The sequence below is a fragment of the Sinobaca sp. H24 genome, from assembly GCF_023845525.1.
The window spans coordinates 471703-496193 of the sequence record NZ_JALBWT010000001.1 but is presented as its reverse complement, the minus strand read 5'-3'; the positions used below and the strand labels follow the sequence as shown (position 1 = coordinate 496193).

The 24491-nt window shown below is 44.6% G+C and carries 23 protein-coding genes and 5 pseudogenes; 16 read left to right on the top strand and 12 right to left on the bottom strand.

Annotation, left to right across the window (positions count from 1 at the left end):
• Positions 1-34 precede the first annotated feature (34 nt).
• From MMY81_RS02760 to MMY81_RS02745, 4 genes and pseudogenes are all read right to left on the bottom strand, one after another.
• Positions 35-1285 carry an ABC transporter permease gene (locus MMY81_RS02760; RefSeq protein WP_252311552.1) on the bottom strand — a complete coding sequence of 417 codons (1251 nt, stop codon included), beginning with the start codon at positions 1283-1285 and terminating at the stop codon, positions 35-37.
• Positions 1278-2179, bottom strand: a pseudogene (locus tag MMY81_RS02755) (ABC transporter ATP-binding protein). The gene MMY81_RS02760 and the pseudogene MMY81_RS02755 overlap by 8 nt, the downstream one beginning before the upstream one ends.
• A gap of 3 nt (positions 2180-2182) precedes the next feature.
• Positions 2183-2746 carry a hypothetical protein gene (locus tag MMY81_RS02750; protein WP_252311551.1) on the bottom strand — a complete coding sequence of 188 codons (564 nt, stop codon included), beginning with the start codon at positions 2744-2746 and terminating at the stop codon, positions 2183-2185.
• Positions 2747-2770: 24 nt separating this feature from the next.
• Positions 2771-2989: a hypothetical protein gene (locus tag MMY81_RS02745; protein WP_252311550.1), complete on the bottom strand. Its 219-nt coding sequence runs from the start codon at positions 2987-2989 to the stop codon at positions 2771-2773.
• A gap of 200 nt (positions 2990-3189) precedes the next feature.
• Here MMY81_RS02745 and MMY81_RS02740 point away from each other — a divergent pair, with 200 nt between their 5' ends.
• On the top strand, positions 3190-3393 hold the full coding sequence (locus MMY81_RS02740; protein WP_252311549.1) for a BshB3 potential contributor to bacillithiol synthesis: 204 nt from the start codon (positions 3190-3192) through the stop codon (positions 3391-3393).
• Positions 3394-3400: 7 nt separating this feature from the next.
• Here MMY81_RS02740 and MMY81_RS02735 read toward each other — a convergent pair whose 3' ends face one another.
• Positions 3401-4126 (bottom strand): YwaF family protein, encoded by a 726-nt coding sequence (locus MMY81_RS02735; protein WP_252311548.1) that lies wholly within the window; start codon positions 4124-4126, stop codon positions 3401-3403.
• A gap of 116 nt (positions 4127-4242) precedes the next feature.
• Here MMY81_RS02735 and MMY81_RS34885 point away from each other — a divergent pair.
• The 3 genes and pseudogenes from MMY81_RS34885 (at position 4243) to MMY81_RS02720 (ending at position 5829) form a co-directional block, all read left to right on the top strand.
• Positions 4243-4904, top strand: a pseudogene (locus MMY81_RS34885) (SOS response-associated peptidase).
• 12 nt (positions 4905-4916) lie between these two features.
• Positions 4917-5492, top strand: a complete 576-nt coding sequence (locus tag MMY81_RS02725) for an alpha/beta fold hydrolase (RefSeq protein ID WP_252311547.1) — start codon at positions 4917-4919, stop codon at positions 5490-5492.
• Positions 5479-5829, top strand: coding sequence for an alpha/beta fold hydrolase (locus MMY81_RS02720; protein WP_252311546.1), 351 nt, complete (start codon positions 5479-5481; stop codon positions 5827-5829). Before MMY81_RS02725 ends, MMY81_RS02720 begins: the two co-directional genes overlap by 14 nt.
• Before the next feature lie 28 nt (positions 5830-5857).
• Here the strand turns inward: MMY81_RS02720 and MMY81_RS02715 are convergent, their stop codons facing one another.
• Positions 5858-6745 (bottom strand): GAF domain-containing protein, encoded by an 888-nt coding sequence (locus MMY81_RS02715; protein WP_252311618.1) that lies wholly within the window; start codon positions 6743-6745, stop codon positions 5858-5860.
• A 74-nt stretch (positions 6746-6819) separates the two neighbouring features.
• On the opposite strand from MMY81_RS02715, the pseudogene MMY81_RS34880 reads away from it, so the two are divergent.
• The 7 genes and pseudogenes from MMY81_RS34880 (at position 6820) to MMY81_RS02680 (ending at position 14733) form a co-directional block, all read left to right on the top strand.
• Positions 6820-7436: pseudogene (locus MMY81_RS34880) on the top strand (Rrf2 family transcriptional regulator).
• Positions 7437-7438: 2 nt separating this feature from the next.
• A complete protein-coding gene (locus MMY81_RS02700; RefSeq protein WP_252311616.1) occupies positions 7439-10399 on the top strand; it encodes a YhgE/Pip domain-containing protein in 2961 nt (986 codons plus the stop codon).
• A 121-nt stretch (positions 10400-10520) separates the two neighbouring features.
• On the top strand, positions 10521-11669 hold the full coding sequence (locus MMY81_RS02695; protein ID WP_252311544.1) for an iron-containing alcohol dehydrogenase: 1149 nt from the start codon (positions 10521-10523) through the stop codon (positions 11667-11669).
• 12 nt (positions 11670-11681) lie between these two features.
• Positions 11682-12581: a GAF domain-containing protein gene (locus tag MMY81_RS02690; RefSeq protein WP_252311543.1), complete on the top strand. Its 900-nt coding sequence runs from the start codon at positions 11682-11684 to the stop codon at positions 12579-12581.
• Positions 12541-13137 carry a sensor histidine kinase gene (locus tag MMY81_RS02685; protein ID WP_252311542.1) on the top strand — a complete coding sequence of 199 codons (597 nt, stop codon included), beginning with the start codon at positions 12541-12543 and terminating at the stop codon, positions 13135-13137. Before MMY81_RS02690 ends, MMY81_RS02685 begins: the two co-directional genes overlap by 41 nt.
• A 17-nt stretch (positions 13138-13154) precedes the next feature.
• Entirely contained in the window at positions 13155-13277 is a 123-nt protein-coding gene (locus MMY81_RS34875) for a UvrB/UvrC motif-containing protein (protein WP_374561123.1), read from the top strand.
• Positions 13278-13347: 70 nt separating this feature from the next.
• Positions 13348-14733 carry a sigma-54-dependent transcriptional regulator gene (locus tag MMY81_RS02680; protein ID WP_252311541.1) on the top strand — a complete coding sequence of 462 codons (1386 nt, stop codon included), beginning with the start codon at positions 13348-13350 and terminating at the stop codon, positions 14731-14733.
• 44 nt (positions 14734-14777) lie between these two features.
• Here the strand turns inward: MMY81_RS02680 and adhP are convergent, their stop codons facing one another.
• The 3 genes from adhP to MMY81_RS02665 form a co-directional block, all read right to left on the bottom strand.
• Positions 14778-15794, bottom strand: coding sequence for an alcohol dehydrogenase AdhP (adhP, locus tag MMY81_RS02675; protein WP_252311540.1), 1017 nt, complete (start codon positions 15792-15794; stop codon positions 14778-14780).
• A gap of 170 nt (positions 15795-15964) precedes the next feature.
• Positions 15965-16759 (bottom strand): cytochrome c oxidase assembly protein, encoded by a 795-nt coding sequence (locus MMY81_RS02670; RefSeq protein WP_252311539.1) that lies wholly within the window; start codon positions 16757-16759, stop codon positions 15965-15967.
• Positions 16759-17250, bottom strand: a complete 492-nt coding sequence (locus MMY81_RS02665; protein WP_252311538.1) for a DUF2243 domain-containing protein — start codon at positions 17248-17250, stop codon at positions 16759-16761. The genes MMY81_RS02670 and MMY81_RS02665 overlap by 1 nt, the downstream gene beginning before the upstream one ends.
• Before the next feature lie 428 nt (positions 17251-17678).
• On the opposite strand from MMY81_RS02665, the gene MMY81_RS02660 reads away from it, so the two are divergent.
• Together MMY81_RS02660 and MMY81_RS02655 are read left to right on the top strand one after the other, a co-directional pair.
• Complete coding sequence (locus tag MMY81_RS02660; protein WP_252311537.1) at positions 17679-17996, top strand: DUF3243 family protein; 318 nt, start codon at positions 17679-17681, stop codon at positions 17994-17996.
• A gap of 155 nt (positions 17997-18151) precedes the next feature.
• A pseudogene (locus tag MMY81_RS02655) lies at positions 18152-19284 on the top strand (alcohol dehydrogenase catalytic domain-containing protein).
• 63 nt (positions 19285-19347) lie between these two features.
• On the opposite strand, the gene MMY81_RS02650 reads toward MMY81_RS02655, so the two are convergent.
• Positions 19348-19671 (bottom strand): thioredoxin family protein, encoded by a 324-nt coding sequence (locus MMY81_RS02650; RefSeq protein ID WP_252311536.1) that lies wholly within the window; start codon positions 19669-19671, stop codon positions 19348-19350.
• 236 nt (positions 19672-19907) lie between these two features.
• On the opposite strand from MMY81_RS02650, the gene MMY81_RS02645 reads away from it, so the two are divergent.
• From MMY81_RS02645 to MMY81_RS02635, 3 genes are all read left to right on the top strand, one after another.
• Complete coding sequence (locus tag MMY81_RS02645) at positions 19908-21260, top strand: copper amine oxidase (RefSeq protein ID WP_252311535.1); 1353 nt, start codon at positions 19908-19910, stop codon at positions 21258-21260.
• A 77-nt stretch (positions 21261-21337) separates the two neighbouring features.
• A complete protein-coding gene (locus MMY81_RS02640; protein WP_252311534.1) occupies positions 21338-21586 on the top strand; it encodes a hypothetical protein in 249 nt (82 codons plus the stop codon).
• Positions 21583-21774 carry a hypothetical protein gene (locus MMY81_RS02635; RefSeq protein WP_252311533.1) on the top strand — a complete coding sequence of 64 codons (192 nt, stop codon included), beginning with the start codon at positions 21583-21585 and terminating at the stop codon, positions 21772-21774. Before MMY81_RS02640 ends, MMY81_RS02635 begins: the two co-directional genes overlap by 4 nt.
• A 39-nt stretch (positions 21775-21813) precedes the next feature.
• Here the strand turns inward: MMY81_RS02635 and MMY81_RS02630 are convergent.
• Positions 21814-22849 (bottom strand): annotated as a pseudogene (locus tag MMY81_RS02630) (LLM class flavin-dependent oxidoreductase).
• Positions 22850-22972: 123 nt separating this feature from the next.
• Entirely contained in the window at positions 22973-24385 is a 1413-nt protein-coding gene (pdxR, locus tag MMY81_RS02625) for a MocR-like pyridoxine biosynthesis transcription factor PdxR (RefSeq protein WP_252311532.1), read from the bottom strand.
• Positions 24386-24491: the final 106 nt, after the last annotated feature.

Here is a 24491-nt window from a genome sequence, read left to right as displayed (position 1 = left end):
AAACCAGGAGCAAAGCAGCTCCTGGTTTTGTGTATTATTTTTCTTTTTTAGAGATAGTAAAAGCCTGTTTCATACCATTTTTAATGGAGAATTTGCCATACATCAGCACGCCGCCTTTGTATATTCTGGCAGCCAGCATGTTAATAAGAAAAGCGCTGGCGGTAAGAATAGCGATGATCAAAATAATTTCCCAAACAGGAACCGAAGTCATGCCTATTCTTAAGAACAGCAGCTGTGGTGTGAAAAAGGGAATGTACGATAAAATTTGAATGATCGTTGCATCTGGAGCATTTAAGCCAAAGATGGCTATAAAAAATGCAACCATAGCTACATAAATGAGCGGCTGGATCGCCTGGTTCACTTCTTCTGCGCGGCTGACAAGCGCTCCGAGCATAGCGGCGATACCACCGTACAGGAAATAGCCTAGTACAATAAACAGCAGGGCATATAACAGCAGAGATATTTCAATTGTTTCACTGAATAAGCCCTCCAGAATGTTATCCCCGCTGATGGCGTCGCCAATGAGCGCAGCTGCGGCTAATACGACTACATTTAAAAGACCGACAATCCCAATACCTACAAGCTTTCCAAACATTTGTGTAATAGGATTAACACTGGAAACAATTAATTCCATCACCCGGGAAGACTTTTCAGTAGCGACTTCTGTCGCGATCATAGATCCAAACATAATGACGAGCAGATAAATCGCAAATACAAGAGCATACACCATCCAATAAGCTTGATTGTGTGCTTCTTCGGTCTGGACTTCCGCTCCTTCAGTCAAAGGCTGCTCGGAAAATGATACCGGTTCGTAGATGGTGGCGAGCTGCTGCTCATCAAGATTGAGTTCATTCGTAACAAACCCTTCTTTAATACGCTGCACATCCTGATTGATCACCTGACCATCCTGAAAATCACTCTCACTGCCGTACAGAACAGCGTCCAGCTCAGCCGGCTCTCCTTCCAGCGTGAGGACAAATGCATATTCCTCCTCTTCTGCTGCAGAGAGGGCCTCTTCTTCTGTACCAGAATAATTTTCATAGGCAAAGGAGCTTTCTTCGTAGGAGGCGAGAGCCGCTCCCATTTCTTCGTCTTCTGATGTGTTGTCTATAACGGCTACATTCGATGCTTCTCCAGCCTCGTCATCGGAAAAGGAGGATAATATACCGGCAGCGTTCATTAATCCTACAACCAGTATAATGGTAACAAGGCTTGACCAGAAAAAGGATTTGGAGCGTATGCGTTTTGTCATCGTATGGGCAACGGTAATCCAAAAATTATTCATCGTTTTCTACACCTGCCTTATCAATAAAGATATCGTGCAGGCTGGGCTGTTCTACTTCAAATTTACGGACAAATCCTTTTTCGGCAATGCGCTGAAAGACGGGTTCTGCAACCGTCTCATCCTTTACACGGAGCACCGCTCCATTTTTATGCTGCTGCAGGTCCAGAACGCCTGGGACATCGTGGAGGAAAGCAAGGTCATAGTCGGCCTGTACCGATATATTCTTTACGCCGTAGGAGTGCTTTATATCCCGCAGGTTTCCCTGCAGTACTGCCTTTCCGCGCTTAAGCATAATTAAGTCTTCGCACATTTCTTCAACATTTTTCATTTGATGGCTGGAAAAAACAATAGTAGTGCCTTGCTGTTGAATGTCCTGAACAGCCTGCTTCAGCATATCGGTATTTACAGGATCGAGTCCGCTGAAGGGTTCATCTAAAATCAAAAGCTCTGGTTTATGTAGGACAGCTGCAATGAATTGAATTTTCTGCTGATTTCCCTTGGACAGCTCTTCAATTTTTTATTCTCGTATTCCGGTACTTGAAACGTCTCAAGCCATGCCTGCAGGGCGGGAACGATACTGGCCTTTTTCATTCCTTTCAGCCTCATTAAGTAAATGATCTGTTCTTTTACTGTCAGCTTGGGATAAAGGCCTCTTTCTTCCGGCAGGTATCCAATTAAACTAGTGCGCTTATAGGAGAGAGGATGACCGTCCCAGGTTACGGAACCTGAAGTGGGATCAAGCAGCCCGAGAATCATACGGAATGTAGTGGTTTTGCCGGCTCCGTTTGCTCCAAGCATCCCAAACATGCTGCCTTTTTCTACAGATAACGACACCCCATCCACCGCTTGGTGAGAGCCAAATCGTTTCGTTACATTGTTAATGACGAGCGTCAATGGTCATACCTCCTGATCGTAGTAGTTGTTAGATCTTCTTTTACTATGATGGAAAGTGAAAGTAATATCAATTCTTTTAGTATATTTTAATACACTGTAGTTAACCGGTGTGCTTCTTTTGCTCTTCTTTTTTTTGACCCAGTGCCCGTCTTCAAGCTGATACCCTTTTCCTTTCATTCGTATAATGTAAAAAATAAAGGAAAGGACGGCACCGCCTGCGAATAAAGAAGCCTGAAAAATAATGTCTCGAAGAGGAAAATCAAAGGAATAGGAGACAAGGAGAACACCCCCTACAAAAGCTAATATAGCAAACAAAATATCCGGTTTAAGGTTAAAGTCTTTATCCGCCTGGGATAATGAATCTTCGGTCGTTTTCTTCAGGCGGGTGTCCACGTATAAAGAAATACCGATTAATAGAATAAACCCGATAAAGTAGTTGTTCGTTGATCTTGCAATAGAATCACTAGGGGAGGGTTCTGTGAACGAAACGGATCCCAGGAAAATCAGAAGAACAAAAAGCCCCCCAAATCTCAGCTGCCATTTAGACGGATCAAATCTTCTTTTCATTCTATCCACCTCATTATAGAAAAATCACCGGGCCTGTTTTAATCTGCGCAGGCCGGCCAGGCATCCTAAATAGGAAGCGGCCAGGGCAGCGATGGCCGCTGAAATGCTTTGAAATAGTAAAAAGAATAGAAAAAAAGGAATAATAATGTAACGTTTTTTGAATCTGGAAGAAGCAGCAAAAGAAACAAAAAAAGCAAATAGAAAAATCACGGCATGAAATAAAATAAATGGACCAATAGGCATAGGCCGGCTCCTTTGTTCAAACAGATGGTATAATTCAAAAAGATGATTTGTTAAAAATATTCTTCTATTTATAGAATAAATTGTAAATTAATCCTATCATAAATCCGCCCGGATACTAAAGATTTTTCCCGGGCAGGACAATAAGTGAAAACAGCGAAAGAGACTAGAGAGGGCTCAGTAGTCAGGGGGAGAAGAGTACGATGAATATTGCTATTATATTTGTCATTCTTATAGGAATTGCGGCTGTGGCGATTACGCTTGGTTTAACAAAAATAACAGACGAAGAAGACAAAAAGTACGATTCCGGCAAAAGTACATCAAATATGCTGGTGCTCTATATTATTATTCTGCCTATACTAGTGATTCTTGTAGGAATTGCGGCCAGCATGGCCGTTTTTTCTTAAAGGGGTTCTACTGCCAGCGTTTCACAGCATAATGATAAAAAGCGTACATCAGCACAAACAATCCTACTGCGAGAGGCTGCAGCGTGATGAGATAGTAAGGCCATTCTCCAAGCCAGTCAAATGGAGTAGGCGAGGGCGGTTTTTCCATTAAGTACATATAATTGCCGCCTGTCAGGGTATTTACGAAAAATACAATGGCCGCAAGCCCATTCATTACAAGCCATACTGGAAAAAGTGAACGAAAGGTTATCGGTGTTCTTTCGATAATAAGCTTATAGAATACGGCTGTAATGACGAGACCGTGGGTTATAAAAAAATGCAGAAAGCGCAGATGGGGAAAGCCGTAGTTATCGATATCAGGAAAGACCAATGTTAGAGAAGCACTTGTCGCACCGGCATAAAAAGCAAATGCTGTCCAAAAGGAGGGTCCTTTTGTCAGAAGCATAGCAATTGCGGCCATCCAGGCAAAGCTGCTTAAATTTAAAGGCAGGGCAAAACGAATATCCCAGATTCCTTCAAAAGCGTACCAGACGTGCAGCCATATTTCTGATAGAAGAAGTATGGCTGCAGCGCTCCAGCAGAAAGTTTTCTGGAAAACCTGCGACTGCCGGAGCGGGCGCCGCCAGACAAGTAGGAATATACAACTTAAAATAACAAATGCAAATACAAGAAGATGGGCAGAACCGAACGGATCAAATCCCGGCCCATCATGATGAAATTCCGTCCACCACATAGAGATACCCCCTTTTTATATGGTTCCTTTCTTTCCCATAACCTTTTTTGGAATACTTTAACCGCTTAACCCCATGGGTATGTTTTTAGTGAAAAGGGTATAGAAGCAAAAAAGAGGTGATAACATTGTGCGGTAGATTTACGTTATATTCTTCTTCCACAGCCATCGAACAGGAAACAGGTACAGCGATTCCTGAAATGCAGCCAAATTACAATGTAGCACCCACCCAGCTTGTGTTGACGATTGCTTCAAATCATGAACAGACGAAGGCGGGATTTTTGAAGTGGGGGCTTGTGCCGTCCTGGGCTGATGACCCTTCCATCGGTCACAAAATGATTAACGCGAGAGCGGAAACAGTAGACGAAAAACCTTCTTTTAAAAAACTGCTGGAGCGAAGACGCTGCCTCGTAGCAGCTGACAGCTTTTACGAATGGAAAAAAAGGGCAAAGAAAAGCAGCCGTATCGTATTACGGTAAACGATGAAAGTATTTTCACATTTGCAGGGCTCTGGGACAGATGGGAAGGCGAAGAAGAGACAATTACTTCCTGCACTATTATTACAACAGAAGCCAATGATTTAATGAAAGATCTTCACCACCGGATGCCGGTAATTATTCCGAAAAGCCAGAGGGAAAAGTGGCTGCATCCCGATACGTCTAAAGAAGAAGCAAAAGCGATGCTCAAACCCTACGACAGTCAGCAAATGACAGCATATCCTGTAAGCCGTGCAGTAAATAGTCCTAAAAACAACACTCCCGACCTATTAGAAAAACAATAAGGAGGCGCTGCTATGTCCCTGCAGAAAAAGTATGTACCGGAAGAATGGGATCATCAATATGCAGAAGTGAATGGAATAACGGTTCATTATGTGCAGGCCGGAACGAATAAGGCTGCTCCTATACTGCTGCTTCATGGATTTCCACAGAGCTGGCTGATCTGGAGAGACCTTATCCCAAAGCTGGCGGAGGATCATTATGTACTGGCTGTTGATTTACGAGGGTACGGGGATTCGAGCAGGCCGGAAGGGCTTCACGAATATGACAATGAAAAAATGGCTGCGGACGTGTATGGTCTGGTGCAGCTGCTGGAGCTTGAAAATATAGCAATGATTGGTCATGACCGGGGAGCGCGTGTTACCAGAAGATACGCCCTGGACTACCCTGAAAAGCTTGCAGGTATCGGACTGATTGACATTCTGCCGCTGGAATACATTTATGATAACCTCACAGCAGGCGAAGCGGCAGAAAAGTATTGGCACTGGGTATTTCAAGTCGTGCCTGATGTACCGGAGACATTAATTGAAGGCAAGGAAGAAGCGTATTTAGAGTTTTTTTTAAACGTTCCCCCGTTTAATGGAAGTCTTTAAAGCAGATGGGGCCTGGGAGGAATACCTTCGAACCTGGCAGAAAAAAGGGTCTGTGCAGGCCGCTTTAAATGATTACCGGGCTTCGTATCAAGTGGATCTGCCCAGGTACAGAGAGAAACAAAAGAACGACATAAAAGTGGAAGTACCCGTAATGCTGCTTTGGGGAGATACAGGAAACTTAGCAGGCCAGCCGGTAGTCGATATTTGGAAGCAGAAAGCCTCTTCCATCGTTATGGCTGAAGAAGTAGAAAACTGTGGGCATTATGTCCCGGAAGAACAGCCGGATATAACATTTAAGTACATTCAGGCATTTACAGAGGATTTATTTTCAACATAAAAGAGCCGGGGCATCTGCCGCCCCGGCTTTACTTGTGTTCAGAAAGAGTAAACCCTATATGCTTTAAAGCTGTTTCCAGACTGTGTACGATTTTGATATTTAACTGCAGCAGTGATACGGCTCCTGTCTGGTTTTGGGCAAAATCTGGTGAAATACCGGTAAGAATAGCTTCAATACCCATCAATTTAAGCGATTTAACAAGGTCGATTAATACTCTTGGAAAAATACCGTCCAGTATAATCAAACCGGATAAATCAATAATAAAATAGTTAATATGGTGAGAAGCTCCATAGCTTAAAACAGACTGGGTGATTTTATCCGCCCGTTGCTCATCTACAATACCTTGAATACTAAGGATGGAAACGCCCTTTGTGATCGGAATGATCGGTACGTTCAAGAATCCCATATTAAATTTGGTTCGGTCCAGTTCAATAATGTGGGAAAGAATTTCTGCCATTGATTTTAAGTAGTTAACGTCTTCTTCGGTGAAATTATTTTTTTCTCTATCCATTACGCAAAGAGTGCCGAATACATTTCCCTCCAGATCAAAGAGAGTAACTCCCAGAAATCCTTTTACTTTAAATTCATCCGTTATTTTTAAATGTTTCATTACATTTTCTTCGTTCACATTGTTTGTAAAAAAAGAGTGGTTCTTTTCTGATAAAATCATCTGGCAGTAGGTGTCTGAATGATCAAGTGAGTACCCTTCCGGGACGATGAGATCTTTTGCGTTGTAGGAGCTGAGAGCAGTCATGCTTTTATCGCCGCGCAGGGCAACATACGCTGTATTTACATTTAAACGTTTACTTATAATATGAAATATCTTCTGAGAAACAGATTTTAATGAAGAAAAATCAGAAGAGTGTAAGTTATATTCATTCGACACTTGCGAAAACTCCCTTCGCTGCTGGTACATGATAATAAAATGATCTACTGGCATATGAAGTTGAATATATCACTTTCCGTCTTTTTTTTCTATAAAAAGCAATTATGAAAAAAAGCAGAGTTTTTTTGCTATTTTTATGGACAAATGTTATCCATAATGGATACAATGTGTCTATATTAATAAAAAGGATGAGTGCTGTGAAAATGAAAACAGGAGTAGAACAGGCCGCCTGCATTCTGGCGATGATTTCTACACAAGAAGAGCATAAATTAGTCAGCAGTGATGTGATCAGCTCTAAGCTTAAAGTATCGTCATCTTATTTGAAAAAAATGCTAAGAAAGCTGGTAGTGCATGAGCTGATTGTTTCAGTTCCGGGAAATCAGGGGGGATTCGGCTGACAAGACCGCCTCAGGATATAACGATTTATGATGTGTTTGTTGCTATTGAAGAAGACACGCCTTTTATAGAATTAAACGGGTTAATTCCACTGGCATTTCCGGACTCGGAAGTAGCGCCCGAAGGAGAGGCCTTATTGAATGACATATTCGCCGAAGCACAAGAAAACTATTTTTCTACTCTAAAGAAAGTAACGGTTGCAGATGTACTAAAACAAATTATCGGAACAGATCAATTCAGAATTATTGATTGGAATCAAAAGCCGGATCATGAGGATATCCAGGCACTGCGCCGGAAAATGCAATTAGGAGACGATGTCGAGTGAAAATGATAAAAGCGGAATGGCGCCATTTGCTGCAAAACAAAAAAATAATGGTAGTGGTGCTTGCAGTTATTCTTATTCCTCTTATTTATGCCGGGATTTTTCTGCGGGGGGCCTGGGATCCCTTTGGAAATGCAGATCACCTTCCTGTAGCTGTTGCAAACGAAGACAGGCCTGCAGAGTATGAAGGAGAGACATTAAACGTTGGCCAGGAAACCGTAGATAATTTAAAAGAAAACGATGAGCTGGACTGGATATTTACCAGCGAAGAAAAAGCCCGGCAGGGAGTGGAAGACGGCGAGTATTATATGGCCGTAGTCATTCCTGAAAATTTTTCGGGAAATGCTGCTACTGTTTTCGATGAACAGCCCGAAAAAATGGAGCTTGATTATTATACAAATCCAGGTTTAAACTACACTGCCGGACAAATCAGTGAACAGGCAGCCGAAGGACTTTATGAAGAAATCGCAGATAGTGTATCAGGAGAATATGCAAAAGCGATGCTGAGCCAGTTTGGTGATATTGAAGAAGGTCTGCAGGATGGAGCGGAGGGAGCAGGGGAATTAAAAGAAGGAAATGAAGAGTTGGAAAGCAATCTAGCTGTTCTGTCTGATAGTACTTTGACCTTCCGAGATGGGCTGGAGGAAGCAGCAGATGGAAGCGGTGATATTGAACGAAGCATGGGAACGGCAGCAGCCGGTGCGCAAGAGCTAAATGATGGAGTAAATACGTATACAAGAAGTGCCGGGGAGTTGAATGAAGGCATCCAGCAATACGTATCCGGTGCTGAAAATCTCGATGAAGGAGTACAGGAATATACTGGAGCAGCCGGGGAATTAAACAGCGGTATCCAGCAGTACACCAGCGGAGTAGAGGAGCTGAATGAAGGCATTCAAACTTTTTCTACAGGTACAGAAGACCTGGGAGAAGGGCTGGAGCAGTACACGAGCGGAACGGGGCAGCTGGAGGAAGGATTAGTCCGTCAGCAGGAAGGCACGGAAGAACTAATTTCCTATAATGAAGAGCTGGTTAGCGGAAGCAGTGCGCTCGCTTCCGGCCTGGAAGAAGCAGCTCCCGGCGTGCGCGCGTTAAATGAAGAGGTACAGGCGGTTGCATCAATGGCAGACGCATTAGGCAATGTAAATTCATCCGCCATTGAAGAAGCTGTGGAAGAAGCAGCTGGAGATATTCACCTGGAAGCTGCCGCTTCTTCTGAAGAAGCAGAACGAATAACCGAAGCGTTAACCTCGATCGCGGCCATGGAACAGGGCGGCGCACAGATAGAAGGAAGAGCCGAAGTGGAAGAAGCCCTTCAGGGTTTAGCTGAAGCTGTAGATCGTTTAGAGGAACCTGCCCCTTCTTCAAGCAGGGATCAGATGACAAGCTTGATAAACAATACATCGGCCGAGCTGACAGAAGAGCAGGAGCAGGTGCTTTTGCAGGAAGCGCAGAGTACAGAAGAGCCGGAAGCTGCAAACATAAATAAAGAGGAAGTAACTTCGGCTCTTCAACAGCTGGAGTCAACGATAGAGGGTTTGTCCCCTTCCGAAACAGAAGGCGCTTCTGAAAGGGCAGCCTCAGCGCTCGACTCTGCCGAATCTTTGCAGGAAAGTCAGTATCAGATTCTTTCTATTACAGAAAACGGCTCTTTAGCCTCTCAAATCTCGGCTTCTCTTCCGGAAATTCCCGAGAACCTTTCTTCTGAGCGGATAACGGAATTTGCTGCCGGGACGGAAGAATTAAATCAAGGGCTGGGAGAGCTTGCAGAAGGCGCCTCAACACTTCAGACCAGTCTTGTTGATTATACGCAGGGGGTATCAGCCCTTAACGAAGGGGCACGAACGCTAACAGAGGGAGCGGGCATGCTTACTGAGCAATCTGATACTCTTCTAACGGGTGTCAATCAAGTAACGCAAGGATCAGCGGAACTGGCGGAAGGATCCGGGCAGCTTGCAGCTCAATCCGGAAGCTTATCTGAAGGGGCACAGGCTTTTGAAGACAATGGAGAAGAACTGGCAGCAGGATCAGCAGAATTTGCCGCGGCAGGAGGGGGGCTGGCAGAAGGCGGAAGCGCCCTTGCAGACGGCGGCAGTGAGTTAAATGAAGGAGCCGGATCTTTATCAGAGGGCATGCCGCAGCTTCAAGAGGCGACGCAGTCTTTAAACACAGGGCTGATTGACTTGAGAGACGGTTCGGTGGAACTTATGTCCGGCACAGGTGAACTGCAGGACGGGGCAGGATCACTGGTCGAAGGAGCAGATGAACTGTCTGGAGAACTCGCAGAAGGAGCGGAAGATATAGGAGAAGTCGGTTCTGGGGATGCAAACAGCGATATGTTTTCCAGTCCGCTTCTCCTCGGAGAACACGAGATGTCTTCTGTTCCTAATTATGGAAACGCAATGGCACCTTATATGATGGCAGTAGCACTTTTTCTGGGAAGTGTGATATTTTGTCTGCTGTATCCGGTAAAAGACCCGGAAATAGTACCAAGCTCAGGTGCTGCCTGGTGGTTAAGCAAGTTTTCTATTCTTCTGCCTGTATCTATTTTACAGGCGGTGATTATGGCAGGCGTAGTATTGTGGATGGGAGTCGACGCCCAAAGCACAGGACTTGTCTTCCTGATAGCGGTCATTTCTGCTCTTGCTTTTATGGCTGTCGTACAGTTTTTTGCAGTAGTCTTCGGTAATCCGGGACGTTTTATCGTGTTAATTCTAATGATTTTACAACTGACGGCAGCTGGGGGAACGATGCCGGTGGAACTGCTTAACGATTTCTTCCGGTCTATCAGTCCGTTTCTGCCAATGACCTATGCTGTATCTGCTTATCGGGAAGCTCTTTTTCTGGGCGGCTCGGTAACAACAGAGCTAGTTGTGCTATTAGGAATCTTCCTTGTTTTTCATACAGCTTCCATCGTTTATTTCACATGGAAAGCGAAGCGTTGGACGACAGAAACGATTTCCTCTTAATGATGGAAGAGCTTCCCTTTGCCAGGGAGGCTCTTTTTTGTTTTTAATCGGAAAGAATAGAAACTCAAATCCAGTGGTATAATATATAAAAGCGCATTCATAAAATAAACGGGGTGAACCAATGATTACGAAATTTATGGCACCTGAAATCATTTTTGGAGACCACGCTATTAATCAGGTTGGAGAGAGTTTTTTACGTTTGGGTGCGCAGCGTATTCTTGTAGTCAGTGATCCAGGTGTAAAGGCTGCTGGATGGACGGGGCAGGCTGTGGAGAAAATAGAAGAAACAGGACTGGCTCATACTTTGTTCGATAAAGTCACAACTAATCCAGATTCGCCGCAGGTAGAAAAAGGCGCGGCATTATATCGAAAAGAAAAATGTGATGCTGTACTCGGGGTTGGAGGCGGAAGTGCTTTGGATGTAGCGAAAGCTGTGGCTATTATCGTAAGCAACGGAGGCAGCATTGAAAACTATGAAGGAGTGGACCATATTCACAGTCCCCTGCCGCCGACGATAATGGTACCAACTACTGCAGGCTCAGGATCTGAAGTGTCGCAATTTTCGATCATTATCGATCCGAAACGAAAAAAGAAAATGACGATTGTTTCTAAATCATTAGTACCTGATATTGCGATTGTCGATCCTTTCGTATTAATGACCAAAGATCATTTATTGACGGCCGCGACCGGTCTGGATGCGATATCACATGCAATTGAAGCATATGTCAGCGTAGCAGCTACCCCGCTTACGGATGTAAACGCCTTAAATGCACTAAAGCTGGCAGCTGCCAATTTAAGACCTTCGACAGCTTCTCATACGAACCTCGAAGCCAAGCGTTCGATGGCTATGGCAAGCATGCAGGCCGGTTTGGCCTTCTCCAATGCTATATTGGGAGCTGTTCATGCCATGTCTCATGCTATAGGGGGTCGCTATGAGCTGCCTCATGGAGAAATTAACAGTATTCTGCTTCCTCATGTGATGGAGTTTAATTTGATCGCCTCTCCTGCCCGCTTTGCTGAGATAGGAGACATACTGGGAGCCTCGGCACACACAGAAGATGAGATGGAAAAAGGACGCTTCGGTATTCGTGCACTGCGAGAACTTGCAGCTGATATTGGAGCTCCCAAAACGCTGAAAGAAGTAGGGCTTCACAACCCTGATTTTCATAAGATGGCAAAAATTGCTCTTGAAGATGCCTGTATGGTAACGAATCCCAGGGACGTGAGTATTCGGGACATAGAGGACTTATTTCAGAAAGCTTATGAATAAGGGGGAGGTTCCATGTTTACAGAAAAGGAAAGTGTGATTGAAAAACTGACAGGGATTAAAGCATCTAAGAAAAGCTACTATACCGATTTGAAAAAAACGATAGAAGAACTGGAAAAGAAAAATCAGAAGCTGGAAATATTAAATGAAGTAGCAAAGGGATTTCAATTGACTGGAACAATGGAGAGATCCCTTCGGCATATTTTAGAAACCATCTATGAGCTTTATCCTATTGACCGGGTCAGCATATCCCTGATTGAGAACGATGTAATGACCCTTCAAAGTATCTATCCGGTTTCCGCAAAGGTAGAAGAAGTTGGCCTGCATCTGCCGCCCGGCCGGTCGATCTACTGGAAAGCCATCAATCAGGGCCTTATTGTCATTCATGAATGGGAGCCTGGAGCCCCCCACCGCTTTGTGGAAGAACAGACACTTGCCGATAACAATTTGTATCATGCCTGTGTGATTCCACTGCGTATGAAAACTTCTACAATTGGCGTATTAACCTTTGCTACAGCAGAACGTATAGACTATGACTATTCAGATATTACTTTTTTCCGCCAGCTATCTGATCATATTGCTGTGATGGTGGAAAACTCCAGACTCTATCGGGAAGTATCTGCTAGCAAAAAAGAGTGGGAAGAAACGTTTCAGGCGGTGGCTGACCTGCTTATTCTTACTGATACCGATCACCGAATTATCCGGTGCAATCAGGCATCCTACCATTTTTTCAATCAGCCTCCTGCGAGCATGACAGGTCTTCGCTGCCATGATGTGCTATTTCCAGAAGATCATACGTTTTGTCCAATAGAAGAAAGTTATCATACGCAGTCCATGAAAAACTACCAAATGACGTTAAAAAACGGGAGTATGTGTGATATTCAAAACCTATCCTGTCCGTGGTCAGACCGGTGAAATGAAGGGGCTGCTGATCTATATTAAAGATATCACAGAGAAAATCAGGCAGGCTCAGGCTCAGCTTCAGCACTCCGGCCAGCTTGCGGCCATTGGGGAAATGGCAGCTGGGGTTGCGCATGAATTGAACAGCCCACTCACTGCGGTCATTGGAAATACACAGATTTTAAAACGCCAGCTTTCAGTGGATGGCAGGTCCCTTGAGCTGGCAGAGGCCATTGAAAGAGGCGGAAAAAGGTGCCAGGGGATTATCCGCAACCTTCTCTCCTTCTCTCGTCCGGATAAAGAAGAAAGTACAGAGTGCTGCCTGAATGAATCTGTAGAGGATGTCCTAAGTTTAATAGGCTTTCAAATCGAACGGGAAAATATCCAAATTAAGCGGCGCTTCTCAAAAGATATTCCACTGGTCGAAGCCAGTCCTCATCAAATCGGACAAATTATTATCAATCTGCTTCTCAACGCTAAAGATGCATTAGCTGAGAGAAGAGGAACCAAAGTATATTACGTTATCGACCTGTCACACATCGAAATATATCAGCTTATTTGTAAAAGATAACGGGTGTGGGATTGCTGATGATAAAAAAGATGTTATATTTGATCCGTTTTTTACGACAAAAGAAAAACAAAGCGGCACAGGGCTTGGACTTTCAGTCAGCCGCGATCTGGCAGAACGAAATGAAGGAAGCCTGGTTGTAACAAGTACAGCCGGGCATGGCAGTACGTTTGAGCTGAAGCTTCCAATAGTGTCGCAGAAGGAGGTGGAGGATTGAATATCTTAGTCGTAGATGATGATAGAGATATAGGAGATTTTTTCACGTATCTGCTGGACGGGCAGGATCATACCATTCACTTGGCCCGAAATGGAAAAGAATTTCATCAGCTGATGCTGGCCTGGGAGAAATTTGATATGGCTTTTATAGATATAAAGCTCCCGGACACGAACGGCCTGCGGCTGCTCAAAGAAATAAGGCTGCAGCAGCCCGGCTGCCGATGCATTGTAATGACTGGATATAGTACGATTGAATCGGCAGTGGAAGCGATTAAACTGGGAGCAGAAGATTATATTGAGAAACCATTTGAAAATATAGCGTTTCTTGAAGAAAAAGTAAATCGAAAAGACAACGTGGAACAAACCAATGTTGTAGAATATGCAGCCAGAAAAAGCGGTATGGTGATAGGGAGAAGCAAAGCGATGCAGGAGCTTGTGCGGCTGGCCTCCCGTTTTGCACCTAAGCCGCTGACTATTTTAATTGATGGTGAAACAGGAAGTGGAAAAGAAGTAGTGGCCCGCTTTATTCATGAAGCGGCTGGTGAAAAGGAACGTCCATTTCTTGGAGTGAATTTTGGGGCGCTGCCTGAGAACGTGATTGAAAGCGAGCTGTTTGGGCATGAAGCAGGCGCTTTTACAGGAGCACAGAAAGTCCGCAGAGGTTTCTTTGAAATGGCAAAAGGCGGTACGCTTCTGCTTGATGAGATTGGGGAAGCATCGTTATCGACGCAGGTGAAGCTGCTGCGTGTGCTGGAATCAAAAGAATTTTTTCGTGTAGGAGGCGAGCGCTCTGTAAAAAGCAGTGCAAGAATTATTGCCGCGACGAACCGATCGCTTCATGAAGCGCTGGAATCGGGGCACTTTCGTGAGGACCTGCTTTACCGTCTGGAAGTCGTCTGCTTGACTATCCCTCCTTTGAGAGAACGAAAAGAAGATATTCCGGAGCTGGTAGAGGCGATGCTTCAAAAAGAAGGGCCAGATGCAAAACAAATAAGCCATGGGGCGCTGAAAAAGCTGGAAAGCTATACATGGCCGGGAAACATCAGAGAACTAGCCAATGTGCTGGCAAGAGCCTCTGCCCATGCAGATGAAAAAATTGAGGCAGACCACATCTTGTTTCATGGAAATGGAAAAGCACTAATGGATAAAGCCGAAGAAGCAGGGCCCATTTCCAATACGTGGGTGGATGGACGCAAAAAGCAGCTGGAAGAAGACGATTACCTCTCTCTTGAAAAAATGGTCGATGAAATGAGAGAGTCAGAAAAAAAGGCTGTACAGCAAGTGATAGACCATACATTGATGATGACAAGAGGAAACAGGCAGAAGGCAGCAGAGCGGCTTGGAGTAAACACAAGAAAGCTGCGCTACTGGCTTAACGAATAAAAAAACCTTCAGCAGCTGAAGGTTTTTTTGCGTACATGATGCTGTTATTCGTGTATTTTCAGAACAATTCGTCCATTAATATCTCCATGTTCCATTGAATCGAATACTTCATTGATATCATCAAGAGATCTTGTTTCGATAATCGGGCGTATCTGTCCTTCTGAAGCAAGCGTCAGACACTCCTGGAGATCCTTTCTCGTTCCGACGATAGAGCCCCGCACGTTTACTGCATTTAATACAGTTTCGAAAATAGGAATCGGAAGCTCTCCAACGGGCAGTCCCACTACTACAAGGGTGCCGCCCCGTTTAACGGAACGGTAGGCCTGCTCAAATGCTTTCGCATTGACTGCTACACTTATAGCTGCCTGCACTCCATTAAAACGCTCCATGATAGCCTCACCAGGATCTTCGTTCATTCCGTTAATGACTTCATCTGCCCCAAGCTGCTTGGCAAGCTCTAATTTATCATCACGAATATCAACAGCTACCACTTTTAAGGACATAGCTTTAGCATATTGAACCGCTACGTGGCCAAGTCCTCCGATGCCGAAAATAGCAACCCAGTCACCTGGTTTGGCCTCGGATACTTTAAGTGCTTTGTACGTTGTTACTCCGGCACAGAAAAGAGGAGCGACTTCATCAAAGCCCAGGTTGTCGGGTATTTTGGCTACATAAGCAGAAGGTGCTTTGCAGTATTCTGCGTAGGCGCCATTAATGGAATACCCCGCATTTAGCTGATCATGGCAGAGTGTTTCCCGGCCGGAAAGACAGAATTCGCACTCCCCGCAGGCAGAATAGAGCCAGGGAATCCCAACACGATCGCCCACTTTTAATGATTTTACGCCTTCAGCTACTTTTTCAATAGTTCCTACCCCTTCATGTCCCGGAATAAGAGGAAGAGTTGGTTTAACGGGCCAGTCGCCGTGGGCGGCATGAAGATCTGTATGGCATACTCCGCAGGAATGTATTTTTACTAGAATATCTCCGTAATCCAATTCCGGCATGGGCACGTCTTTGATTTCAAGTTTTTGATGAAATTCATTTATCACTGCTGCTTTCATAAGTGAAACCCTCCTTAAAAGAATAGTAGTTCTATCTATTACTACTGCAAGAGCCGTGCCAAAAGATAAATATTGGCGATTGAGGGAGAAGAGGCAGTTTTCACCTATAAAATAAAAACGTATACATAAAAAAACAGCCGAAATATCGGCTGTAAATACAAAAAAATTGTTTATGTTTCTGTAGGTATCTGTTTTGCTGCAGCGGAGCGCGGTCTTGCTGCATGATACCAGTGCGAGCAGAGAATAATGATGATAAGTAAATCTACGGCGTCGCCTCCATAGTACATCAGCATGCTTCCAGACCGAGCCTGCTCCGCCGGAACGCCGGCAGGAGGGTTAGCGTAAAGGTATTTGGACAAGATGCCGTGTCCTGCAAGCGCTGCTGTGAGGACGAGAGCCCGGGTAAGAAAACGGACCCGGTGGGGCATAGGATCTATATAAATAATAGAAGCGGTGAAAAAATACCCTGCTAGAAATACATGCAGATGAACGAGTATATGAAGCAGCATGTACTCGTGCATGAGCGTATATAGACTGGTGGTATATAAGAGCCAAAGGCCTCCCACGTTCAGCAGAGCAGGTACGAGAGGGTAGGTAAGAACACGCAGCCAGGGTTTTTTAAGAAAAGCAGTTACTCTTCTTGCCTGGTCCGTAGAAATAGAACGGAGCAGCAGCGTAATAGGCGCTCCAAGAACAAGCAGCAAAGGTCCGGCCATACCTAATAGAAGGTGTCCGGTCATATGGGCGGTGAAATCAGAATGAGCCTCCTGGGCAAGTGGTCCAATAACGGAAATCAAGCATAACGTAAGGCCGGCATTCCAAACTATCAGCCGATAAACGGGCCACAGCTGTGATTTCAGAAGCGAAATAACATAAAGACCGTTATATAAAAGAAAAAGAACTGCAAAAGGAGCAGCCAGAACGATCTGCGGCCACCATTCCAAGGCCGCGTGATGTTCATGCATCAGGATACACCTTTTCGTCTGATTGTTTTGTTTGTCTGGAAAATAAGGATAAGACCTGCAATAAGGAGGACTGCGGCTGAAATGTTCCACGTCAGATCATAAAGAAGCAGATCGACGCCGTAGCGGATTTGATGAATACCCATTACTTTATGCTGAATTAAACCATCATATAGATTAAAAAGTCCGCCTCCTGCAAGCAGTCCGCCAACCCAGCGTTTCAGCCACCATGCTCCTCGCCTGCGCAGATCGGCTACCATAAACAAAGAGCCGACGGTCGCCAGCCAGCTGAAAGCATGGAAAATCCCGTCGGAAACCAAGCCGGCGCTTGTAGTGGAAAGATCATAGAAATGATGCCAGTGAAGAAGCTGATGAAAAACCATTTCGTCTATAAAAGCGACAAGGCCAAGTCCAAAGAGAAATCCAGATAATAAATTTCTTCTGGAGTAGATTACGGCCTGATTATCTATGGATGAAGAAGCTTTTGTATCCACTGGAAAACCCCTCCTTTTTAGCTTGTAGTTAAATAATAAACCTTTTCCTTTAATGAGTACTCCTAAACAATAAAGTAAAAAAAGAGAGCTTATTCTTTTTTAATAATGTTTTAAAGTAGAGATAACGGGAAAACAAGAAAGCAGAGGACGAGCCAATAAAGCTTTTCCTTCTTGCGAAAAACTATGTGAGCCTATAATTAATATAAAATAATATTTAAACAGCCTGCAGGCATATGAATCACCGGACTATAGAGCCGTGTGTAAAGCCGGAAAGAAGACCTACCTTCTTTCCGGCTTTTTTATCCTCCGTGTTTCAAACAGAAGTGTACATACAGGAGGTGATAAAAAAATAACCGAACCTAAGCGTACGAGAGCACAAGGACCCTGGGCACTATAACATTTGTAATTAATTAGAGGAGGATTTTATAATGGCAGATCCAAAAAAGCACGCAGATGAAGGTCTAGAACAAACATCAGAACAGAAGAAGCAGGAGATTCTTGACAGCTATCAGGGATTTCAGGATTACCTGAAAAAGCAGATTCATAAGGGAGAAAAAGTCGGCCTGAATGAAGAGCAGCTTGCAAAAGGCGCTGAACGTGTTGCAGAACATCTTAATAAAAAAGAAGATCCTAAAAACCCTGAAGAAAAGCTTCTTCATGAGATGTGGAATGTAGCAGATGACGAGGAAAAGCGTCCTCTTGCACGTGTACTTGTAAGACTTGCAAAAGAAGAAGGAAACGCGTAATTAAAATGACGATGCATTGGCCATGCATTAAGAAATAGGGCCTTTTCTTCCGCAGAGGGGGAGGAAAGGGACTATTTGTACATATTCTTTTCAATAGAAAAGAGGGCACCAGCTGTCTTATATGTTATTTCATTTAAACTAAAAGGAGAGATACGATGAAAGCTGTAACAATACAAGGAAAAGAACATATGGAAGTAAAAGAAGTAGAAGCCCCAAAGATTCAAAAAAATGATGATATGATTGTGAAAATAACAGCATCAGGTATTTGCGGTTCGGATCTGCATTTATATAAAGGCGGCATTCCAGCTCCTAAAGATTACATTATCGGCCATGAACCAATGGGTATTGTTGAAGAAGTAGGCCCGGATGTAAAAACCTTGAAAAAAGGGGACCGGGTTGTTATTCCTTTTAATATAGGATGCGGGGAATGTCATTACTGCACTCATGATATGGAGAGCCAGTGCGATACATCCAATCCCCATCAGGAAATGGGCGGTCTGTTTGGATTTTCAGAAGATTTCGGCAGCTTTCCCGGCGGCCAGGCGGAATACCTGCGGGTTCCCTACGCAGATTTCACTTCATTTAAAGTTCCGGAAAACAGCACGTTGAGCGATGAGAGTGTCTTGTTTTTATCTGATGTTATTCCGACTGCGTTTTGGAGTGTGGAAAACAGTGGTGTGAAGTATGGTGACACGGTCATTGTTCTTGGCTGTGGACCAATTGGCCTCATGACACAGAAGTTTGCATGGCTTAAGGTGCTACGAGAGTGATTGCTGTAGATCAGGTGCCGCACCGTTTGGAGCATGCCAAACGTACGAATCATGTAGAAACGTATAATTTTAGTGAAGATAGATAATATAGGCCAGCTTCTTCATGAAAACACAAAAGGCGGCGCTGATGTCGTGATTGACTGTGTAGGCATGGATGGAACGGTTCAGCCAAATGAAACATTCGGTTCAGAAGGAGACAATCAGTTCGGTACGATAAGCCCGATTATTACGGCATCGCAGGCTGTAAAGAAATTCGGTGTGGTTCAATTAACAGGGGTGTACGGGACAGAAGCAAATAATTTCCCGATAGGGGACTTCTTTACCCGTAACGTTGCGTTGACGATGGGACAGGCACCAGTTATTCATATGATGCCAAGCCTTTATAAAATGGTGGAAAACAAGCTTATCGATCCAACGGATATTATTACTCATCCAATGCCTCTTCTGAAGCGGTAGAAGCATACCGGATTTTTGATAAGAAGGAAGACGGTAATATTAAAGTAATTCTTAAACCATAAAACACCAAAAAAAAAGCTCCGTATATCCAGGCACTCTGCCTGATATACGGAGCTTTTTTAATATTACTTAAAGTATTTGGAAAGAAATTCTTCTGCGTCTTCAGGTGATTTTAAATCGGCACTGTGCAGGTGGGCTGTCTTCTTACCATCCTTGAATACGAGAAGACTTGGAATGCCTCTTACTTCGTATTCCTCGCCAATGTCGGAAAGTTTATCACGATCGACTTCATACATAGGAAGAGTTGAGAATTTTTCTTCCACAGAAGGAAAGAAAGCTTCAAAGCGTCTGCAGTCCGGACACCAGTCTGTAGAAAAATGAATGACTACCGGCTCGCTGGCTGCGATCGTTTCCTGAAAAGACTGTTTGTCTGTAATAGCTTCATGCATAATAATACCCCCAATAGAAGTTTCTCCCATTTTAGCACAAATGGCAGTGATTTTTCCTGTAAGAAGAACGTTTGTAAAAATAAACAATATTTTAAAAAATCAATGAGGAGAAGGGCTTCAGGCTGAAATCAGAAAAATATCAAAAAGAAAGTGATCCAAACAAAATATGTATGCGTTAACCCTGATAAGAAAACAGCACTTCATATTAAAAAAAAATGACCAGGAGATGATTGAAGATGAAATTGAAAAGAACTCTAGCAGGCGCAATGAGCGTAACATTTCTACTACCAACCGCAGCCATGGCTGCAGATCACGAAGAAGCAGAAATGGAGCCGGTAATGGAAACTTCACCTGCTTCTGATCTAAGATCCGACCTGGACTACCTGCTATCCGAGCATTTCGTTCTTGCTGTTGAAACCATGCAGAAAACGTACGACGAAGCACCAGATGCTCAGGAAACGGAAGATGCGTTGTATCAAAACTCTAAAGACATGCTGCCAGCTATTGAATCGGTTTACGGAGAAGAAGGAGCAGCCGAGTTTGACCGCATTTTTACAACGCACAACGATTATACAGATGATATTGTAGAAGCTGCTAAATCCGGAGACGAAGAAGCACGTGCAGAGGCAGAAGAAGAAGTAGAAGAATTTGTTGTAGAATTCTCCACTTTCCTTGCCGGTGCAACAGAGGAGAACCTTCCGCAGGAAGCTGCAGAAGAAGCCATTCGTGCTCATGAGATGGATGTACTAAACACATTTGACAGCTATGTAGAAGGCGATTATGAAGCAGCTTACACAAGCTACAGAGAAGGATTCTCCCGTATGTTCGATATCAGTAAAGCATTGTCAGGGGCTATTGTCACGCAAATGCCGGAAGAGTTTAATAACACTTCCGTCGACACGCCGGCAGCAGACCTTCGTTCTGACTTGAATAAATTAACAGCTGAACACTTCGCCCTTGCCACCTACGGTATGGAAAAAGGTGTCAATCAGGCAGATGACTATGACTTCGTCACATGGGCAGAAGACCAGAATACAGCAGACTTCACTGCAGCTATCTCTTCTATCTACGGAGATGAGGCAGGCGGGCAGTTTGCAGAACTATGGCAGCCTGATCACATTGACGCTCAGGGACAGCTGGTAGCAGCTGAACTAGAAGGCGATGAAGAAGCACGTACGATGGCACTTGATCACATCGATATGTTCACCCAGGACTTTGGTGCTTTCCTTGGAGCAGCAACTGAGGAGAATCTTCCAACAGAAGCCGCTCAAGAAGCACTTCGTACACACGAAGCACAGGTTCTGAGCACGTTTGACAACTATAATGCAGGAGACTATGAAGCATCTACTGCTGACTTCCGTGAAGGCTACCAGTTCATGTTCGGTGTAGGCGAAGCACTTGGCGGCGCCATCTCTGCCCAGAACCCTGATCAGTTTGGCGGAGATGAAAATATGATGCCCGAAGAAATGCCGCAGACAGGCATGGGCGGAACAAGCAATGACGGCTGGATGACAGCACTATGGGCAAGTGTCACAGCCCTTGTTGGCGGAGCCGCTGCACTATTCATCCGTAAAAAGAAAAATGCATAAGTAATAGAAAATAAAAGAGGAAGCAGAGCACGTCTCTTCTTCCTCTTTTTAATCAAACAAGCGGGAGGCCGTAAATCATGAAAATGTATTCGAAGCAGACACTGGCCGCACACTACTATATTTTAGACGAAGAGCTGACAAAGAAGGCAAAGAAAACACTCGGAGCCGCTCCTGATTTTTTAGTATATACCCAGTGGGACCACCAGGGAAGAGTATCATCAATTGGCGTAGACAGCCGGAGTACAGATGAAGTTATCCTGCGGAAAATAAAAGAACAGCAGGCCTCCCGCCGCAAGCAGATGAACGAAAGGAGCATACCTTCATGATTCGTTTTCATTTCAATGATGGAAAAATATATGAAACACCAGAGGTGAATGGGACATACGATGAGCTGTTTGCTTTATTGAATAAAGGCAGACAGTTGAATGCCCCTTTTGAAGAACTAGATATAGAAGGACAGAAGCTCGATAAAACAGTAAACGATATTGAAAAAGTAGAAATAACGTTAGCGTAATAAAAAAGGCCGAAGAGCATGAGCTCTCCGGCCTTTTTTCTATTTGGTCTGTGATTCTTCAGAAATGGAAAGATTTTTGGCTTCGGCAATCAGCTCGAACGAACGGAGTCTGTCCTCATGATGATAGGCTTCGCTGTTAATCATCAGCTCCTGTACGCCGGTTCGTTTCACGAACTCGTCCATTTGGGCAGCTACGGTTTCTTTGTCGCCGACAAATGTATTTTTCAGCATATCGTTTACGGCCATTTTTTCCCGCTGGCTCCACACTTCGTCTATATTATCTACTGGAGGCTGTGTGCGGCCCGGGCGTGTTGCGGATCAGGCTTAGAAATTTCAAGTAAAGAGAAGATGCCACATGTTCTGCCTGCTCATTTGTGTCTGCAGCGATGACGTTCACGCCGACCATCGCGTATGGCTTATCAAGAACCTTGGAAGGTGTGAATACCCGGTTATATACAGATAGAGCATCCATCATACTGGCAGGGGCAAAATGTCCAGCAAATGCAAATGGAAGGCCTAGCTGACCGGCAAGCTGGGCACTGAATGTGCTTGATCCAAGCAGCCAGACGGGGATGTCGAGACCTTCTCCAGGTATTGCACGAACCCGGCGCGAGAATTCATCGTACGGTTCGAAATAACTGCGCAGTTCTTCCAGAAGAGCCGGGAAGTTATCACTGCTATTTACATTACGGCGGAGTGCCATAGCTGTCAGCTGGTCAGATCCTGGAGCACGGCCGAGACCCAGGTCTATACGTTCTGGGTAAAGAGTTTCGAGTGTCCCGAACTGTTCAGCTATAGCAAGCGGTGCGTGGTTTGGAAGCATAATGCCGCCGGAGCCGACGCGGAGGGTACTTGTGCCGCCGGCAATATATCCCATTAGAACAGAGGTAGCGGAGCTCGCAATACCGTCAATGTTGTGATGTTCGGCAAGCCACATCCGGTTGTATCCCCATTTTTCGGCATGCTGGGCCAGGTCAAGGCTGTTATGCATCGATTCTGCAATGGTTTGATTTTGGGTAACGGGAGATAAATTTAATATAGAAAATGGTATGTCTTTCAATGGAGTGTGATCCATACTAATCGTCCTTTCTTTTTCAGGAAATAGGTTCAGAAAAATGTCTGTGAGCTGATTATTTTTCTATTGTCTCATTGTATGGGATTCAGCAGGCAGAAACAAATTTCTGAACTCGAAATACTTTCATGTCTCGTCAAAGCAGCAATGATATAGAAGAGACACAGCAGAAACTACATCCTGGGAACGCAGACGTGCAAATCCGATAATAACAGTGGGGGGCTGATCAGCAGGCGTTGATTCTTTCAGCCGAAAGCGCTCTATTCCGTAGAGCTCAAGCCTGCGCTCTTTTGCTTTTTCCAAAATAATATCCAGTTCCAGGGGTGTATTGATTTCCATCAAAAAATGAAGACCTGCCTTTTCTCCGGTGATAGAAATAGAAGAGCCGAATGTCTCATGAAGAGCTTCAATTAGCTGTTCACGTACAGTTTTATAGTGTTTGCTCATGCGTTTAATATGTTTCTGATACTCTCCGTTTTTGATGAAAACGTAAAGGGCCAGCTGAATAAGCGAAGAGGAGGTCTGCATGAGGTGGGAAGCCTGCTCTTTATATCCGGCCAGCAGAGCTGGAGGCAGAACCATATAGCTGAGCCGGAGTCCCGGAAGAAGCGATTTGGAAAAGGTCCCTGCATAAATGACGCGGTTTAAATCATCAAGGCTGTGCAGAGCTGGAATGGGATCGCCCTCATACTTGAATTCCGCATCGTAGTCATCCTCTACAATATAGCGACCTTCCTCTTTGTAGCTCCAGTTTAAAAGCTGGATACGTCTGGAAACCGGCATAATACCACCTGTCGGCATTTGGTGGGAGGGAGTAACAACCGCGATGGTCGCTCCGGACTCTTCAAGTTCGCGGGGGTTCATACCTTTTTGATCGATAGAAACGGGACATACCGGCCGGCCGGCAGCATGAAACTGCTGATAGATCCGCTGATAGCCGGGATGTTCGACGGCAAACAGCGCATGCTTGTCGCAGATCATGGAGAGGAGCTCAAACAGCCACTGCGTGCTTGCAGCTAATATAATCTGCTCCGGGCGGCAGCGAACTCCTCTGGTACGTCCAATGGTTTTTGCTATTTCTTCCCGCAGCAGCCACTGGCCCTGCGGGTGTTCCAGATTATCCAGACTGCCTGCATAATGGCGCAGAGCCTGCTGTTCACTGTGCTGCCAGGCGCGGAATGGGAACAACGAAGCATCCGCATTCATATGAGAGAAAGAAAATTGATAAGCTGAAGATCTTTTTTCGACCAACTCTTCTGGAAAAACATCTTCTCCTGGTACGGCAATAAAGGCATCAAGCGCCTCAACAAAATATCCGCGCCGTTCCTTCGTGTACACATATCCTTCTGCAATCAGCTGCTGATAGGCTGACATGACGCTGTTCATGCTGACATGCAGATATTCAGCGAGCTCCCGCTTGGAGGGAAGCTGATCATGCTCAGATAAAATTCCTTCCAAAATCTGCTGTTTGAGTGCCTCATAAATCTGCTTATATAAAGGTCTGCTGTTCACAGAGCGTGTAAGCTGTATAGATAACATAAAAAAACTCCTTTAACTGGTACCATTATTATTTTAAAACTGGTTCTATCAAGCATACCAAATTAATCATACAATTATGAAAATACTTAATATAAGGAGTGAAAAA

Bases quoted from the DNA above. Each gene is read 5' to 3' on its own strand.
- MMY81_RS02760 (WP_252311552.1), bottom strand. From the start codon at position 1,285: ATGAATAATTTTTGGATTACCGTTGCCCATACGATGACAAAACGCATA.
- MMY81_RS02750 (WP_252311551.1), bottom strand. From the start codon at position 2,746: ATGAAAAGAAGATTTGATCCGTCTAAATGGCAGCTGAGATTTGGGGGG.
- MMY81_RS02745 (WP_252311550.1), bottom strand. From the start codon at position 2,989: ATGCCTATTGGTCCATTTATTTTATTTCATGCCGTGATTTTTCTATTT.
- MMY81_RS02740 (WP_252311549.1), top strand. From the start codon at position 3,190: ATGAATATTGCTATTATATTTGTCATTCTTATAGGAATTGCGGCTGTG.
- MMY81_RS02735 (WP_252311548.1), bottom strand. From the start codon at position 4,126: ATGTGGTGGACGGAATTTCATCATGATGGGCCGGGATTTGATCCGTTC.
- MMY81_RS02725 (WP_252311547.1), top strand. From the start codon at position 4,917: ATGTCCCTGCAGAAAAAGTATGTACCGGAAGAATGGGATCATCAATAT.
- MMY81_RS02720 (WP_252311546.1), top strand. From the start codon at position 5,479: ATGGAAGTCTTTAAAGCAGATGGGGCCTGGGAGGAATACCTTCGAACC.
- MMY81_RS02715 (WP_252311618.1), bottom strand. From the start codon at position 6,745: ATGTACCAGCAGCGAAGGGAGTTTTCGCAAGTGTCGAATGAATATAAC.
- MMY81_RS02700 (WP_252311616.1), top strand. From the start codon at position 7,439: ATGATAAAAGCGGAATGGCGCCATTTGCTGCAAAACAAAAAAATAATG.
- MMY81_RS02695 (WP_252311544.1), top strand. From the start codon at position 10,521: ATGATTACGAAATTTATGGCACCTGAAATCATTTTTGGAGACCACGCT.
- MMY81_RS02690 (WP_252311543.1), top strand. From the start codon at position 11,682: ATGTTTACAGAAAAGGAAAGTGTGATTGAAAAACTGACAGGGATTAAA.
- MMY81_RS34875 (WP_374561123.1), top strand. From the start codon at position 13,155: ATGATAAAAAAGATGTTATATTTGATCCGTTTTTTACGACAAAAGAAA.
- adhP (WP_252311540.1), bottom strand. From the start codon at position 15,794: ATGAAAGCAGCAGTGATAAATGAATTTCATCAAAAACTTGAAATCAAA.
- MMY81_RS02670 (WP_252311539.1), bottom strand. From the start codon at position 16,759: ATGCATGAACATCACGCGGCCTTGGAATGGTGGCCGCAGATCGTTCTG.
- MMY81_RS02660 (WP_252311537.1), top strand. From the start codon at position 17,679: ATGGCAGATCCAAAAAAGCACGCAGATGAAGGTCTAGAACAAACATCA.
- MMY81_RS02650 (WP_252311536.1), bottom strand. From the start codon at position 19,671: ATGCATGAAGCTATTACAGACAAACAGTCTTTTCAGGAAACGATCGCA.
- MMY81_RS02645 (WP_252311535.1), top strand. From the start codon at position 19,908: ATGAAATTGAAAAGAACTCTAGCAGGCGCAATGAGCGTAACATTTCTA.
- MMY81_RS02640 (WP_252311534.1), top strand. From the start codon at position 21,338: ATGAAAATGTATTCGAAGCAGACACTGGCCGCACACTACTATATTTTA.
- MMY81_RS02635 (WP_252311533.1), top strand. From the start codon at position 21,583: ATGATTCGTTTTCATTTCAATGATGGAAAAATATATGAAACACCAGAG.
- pdxR (WP_252311532.1), bottom strand. From the start codon at position 24,385: ATGTTATCTATACAGCTTACACGCTCTGTGAACAGCAGACCTTTATAT.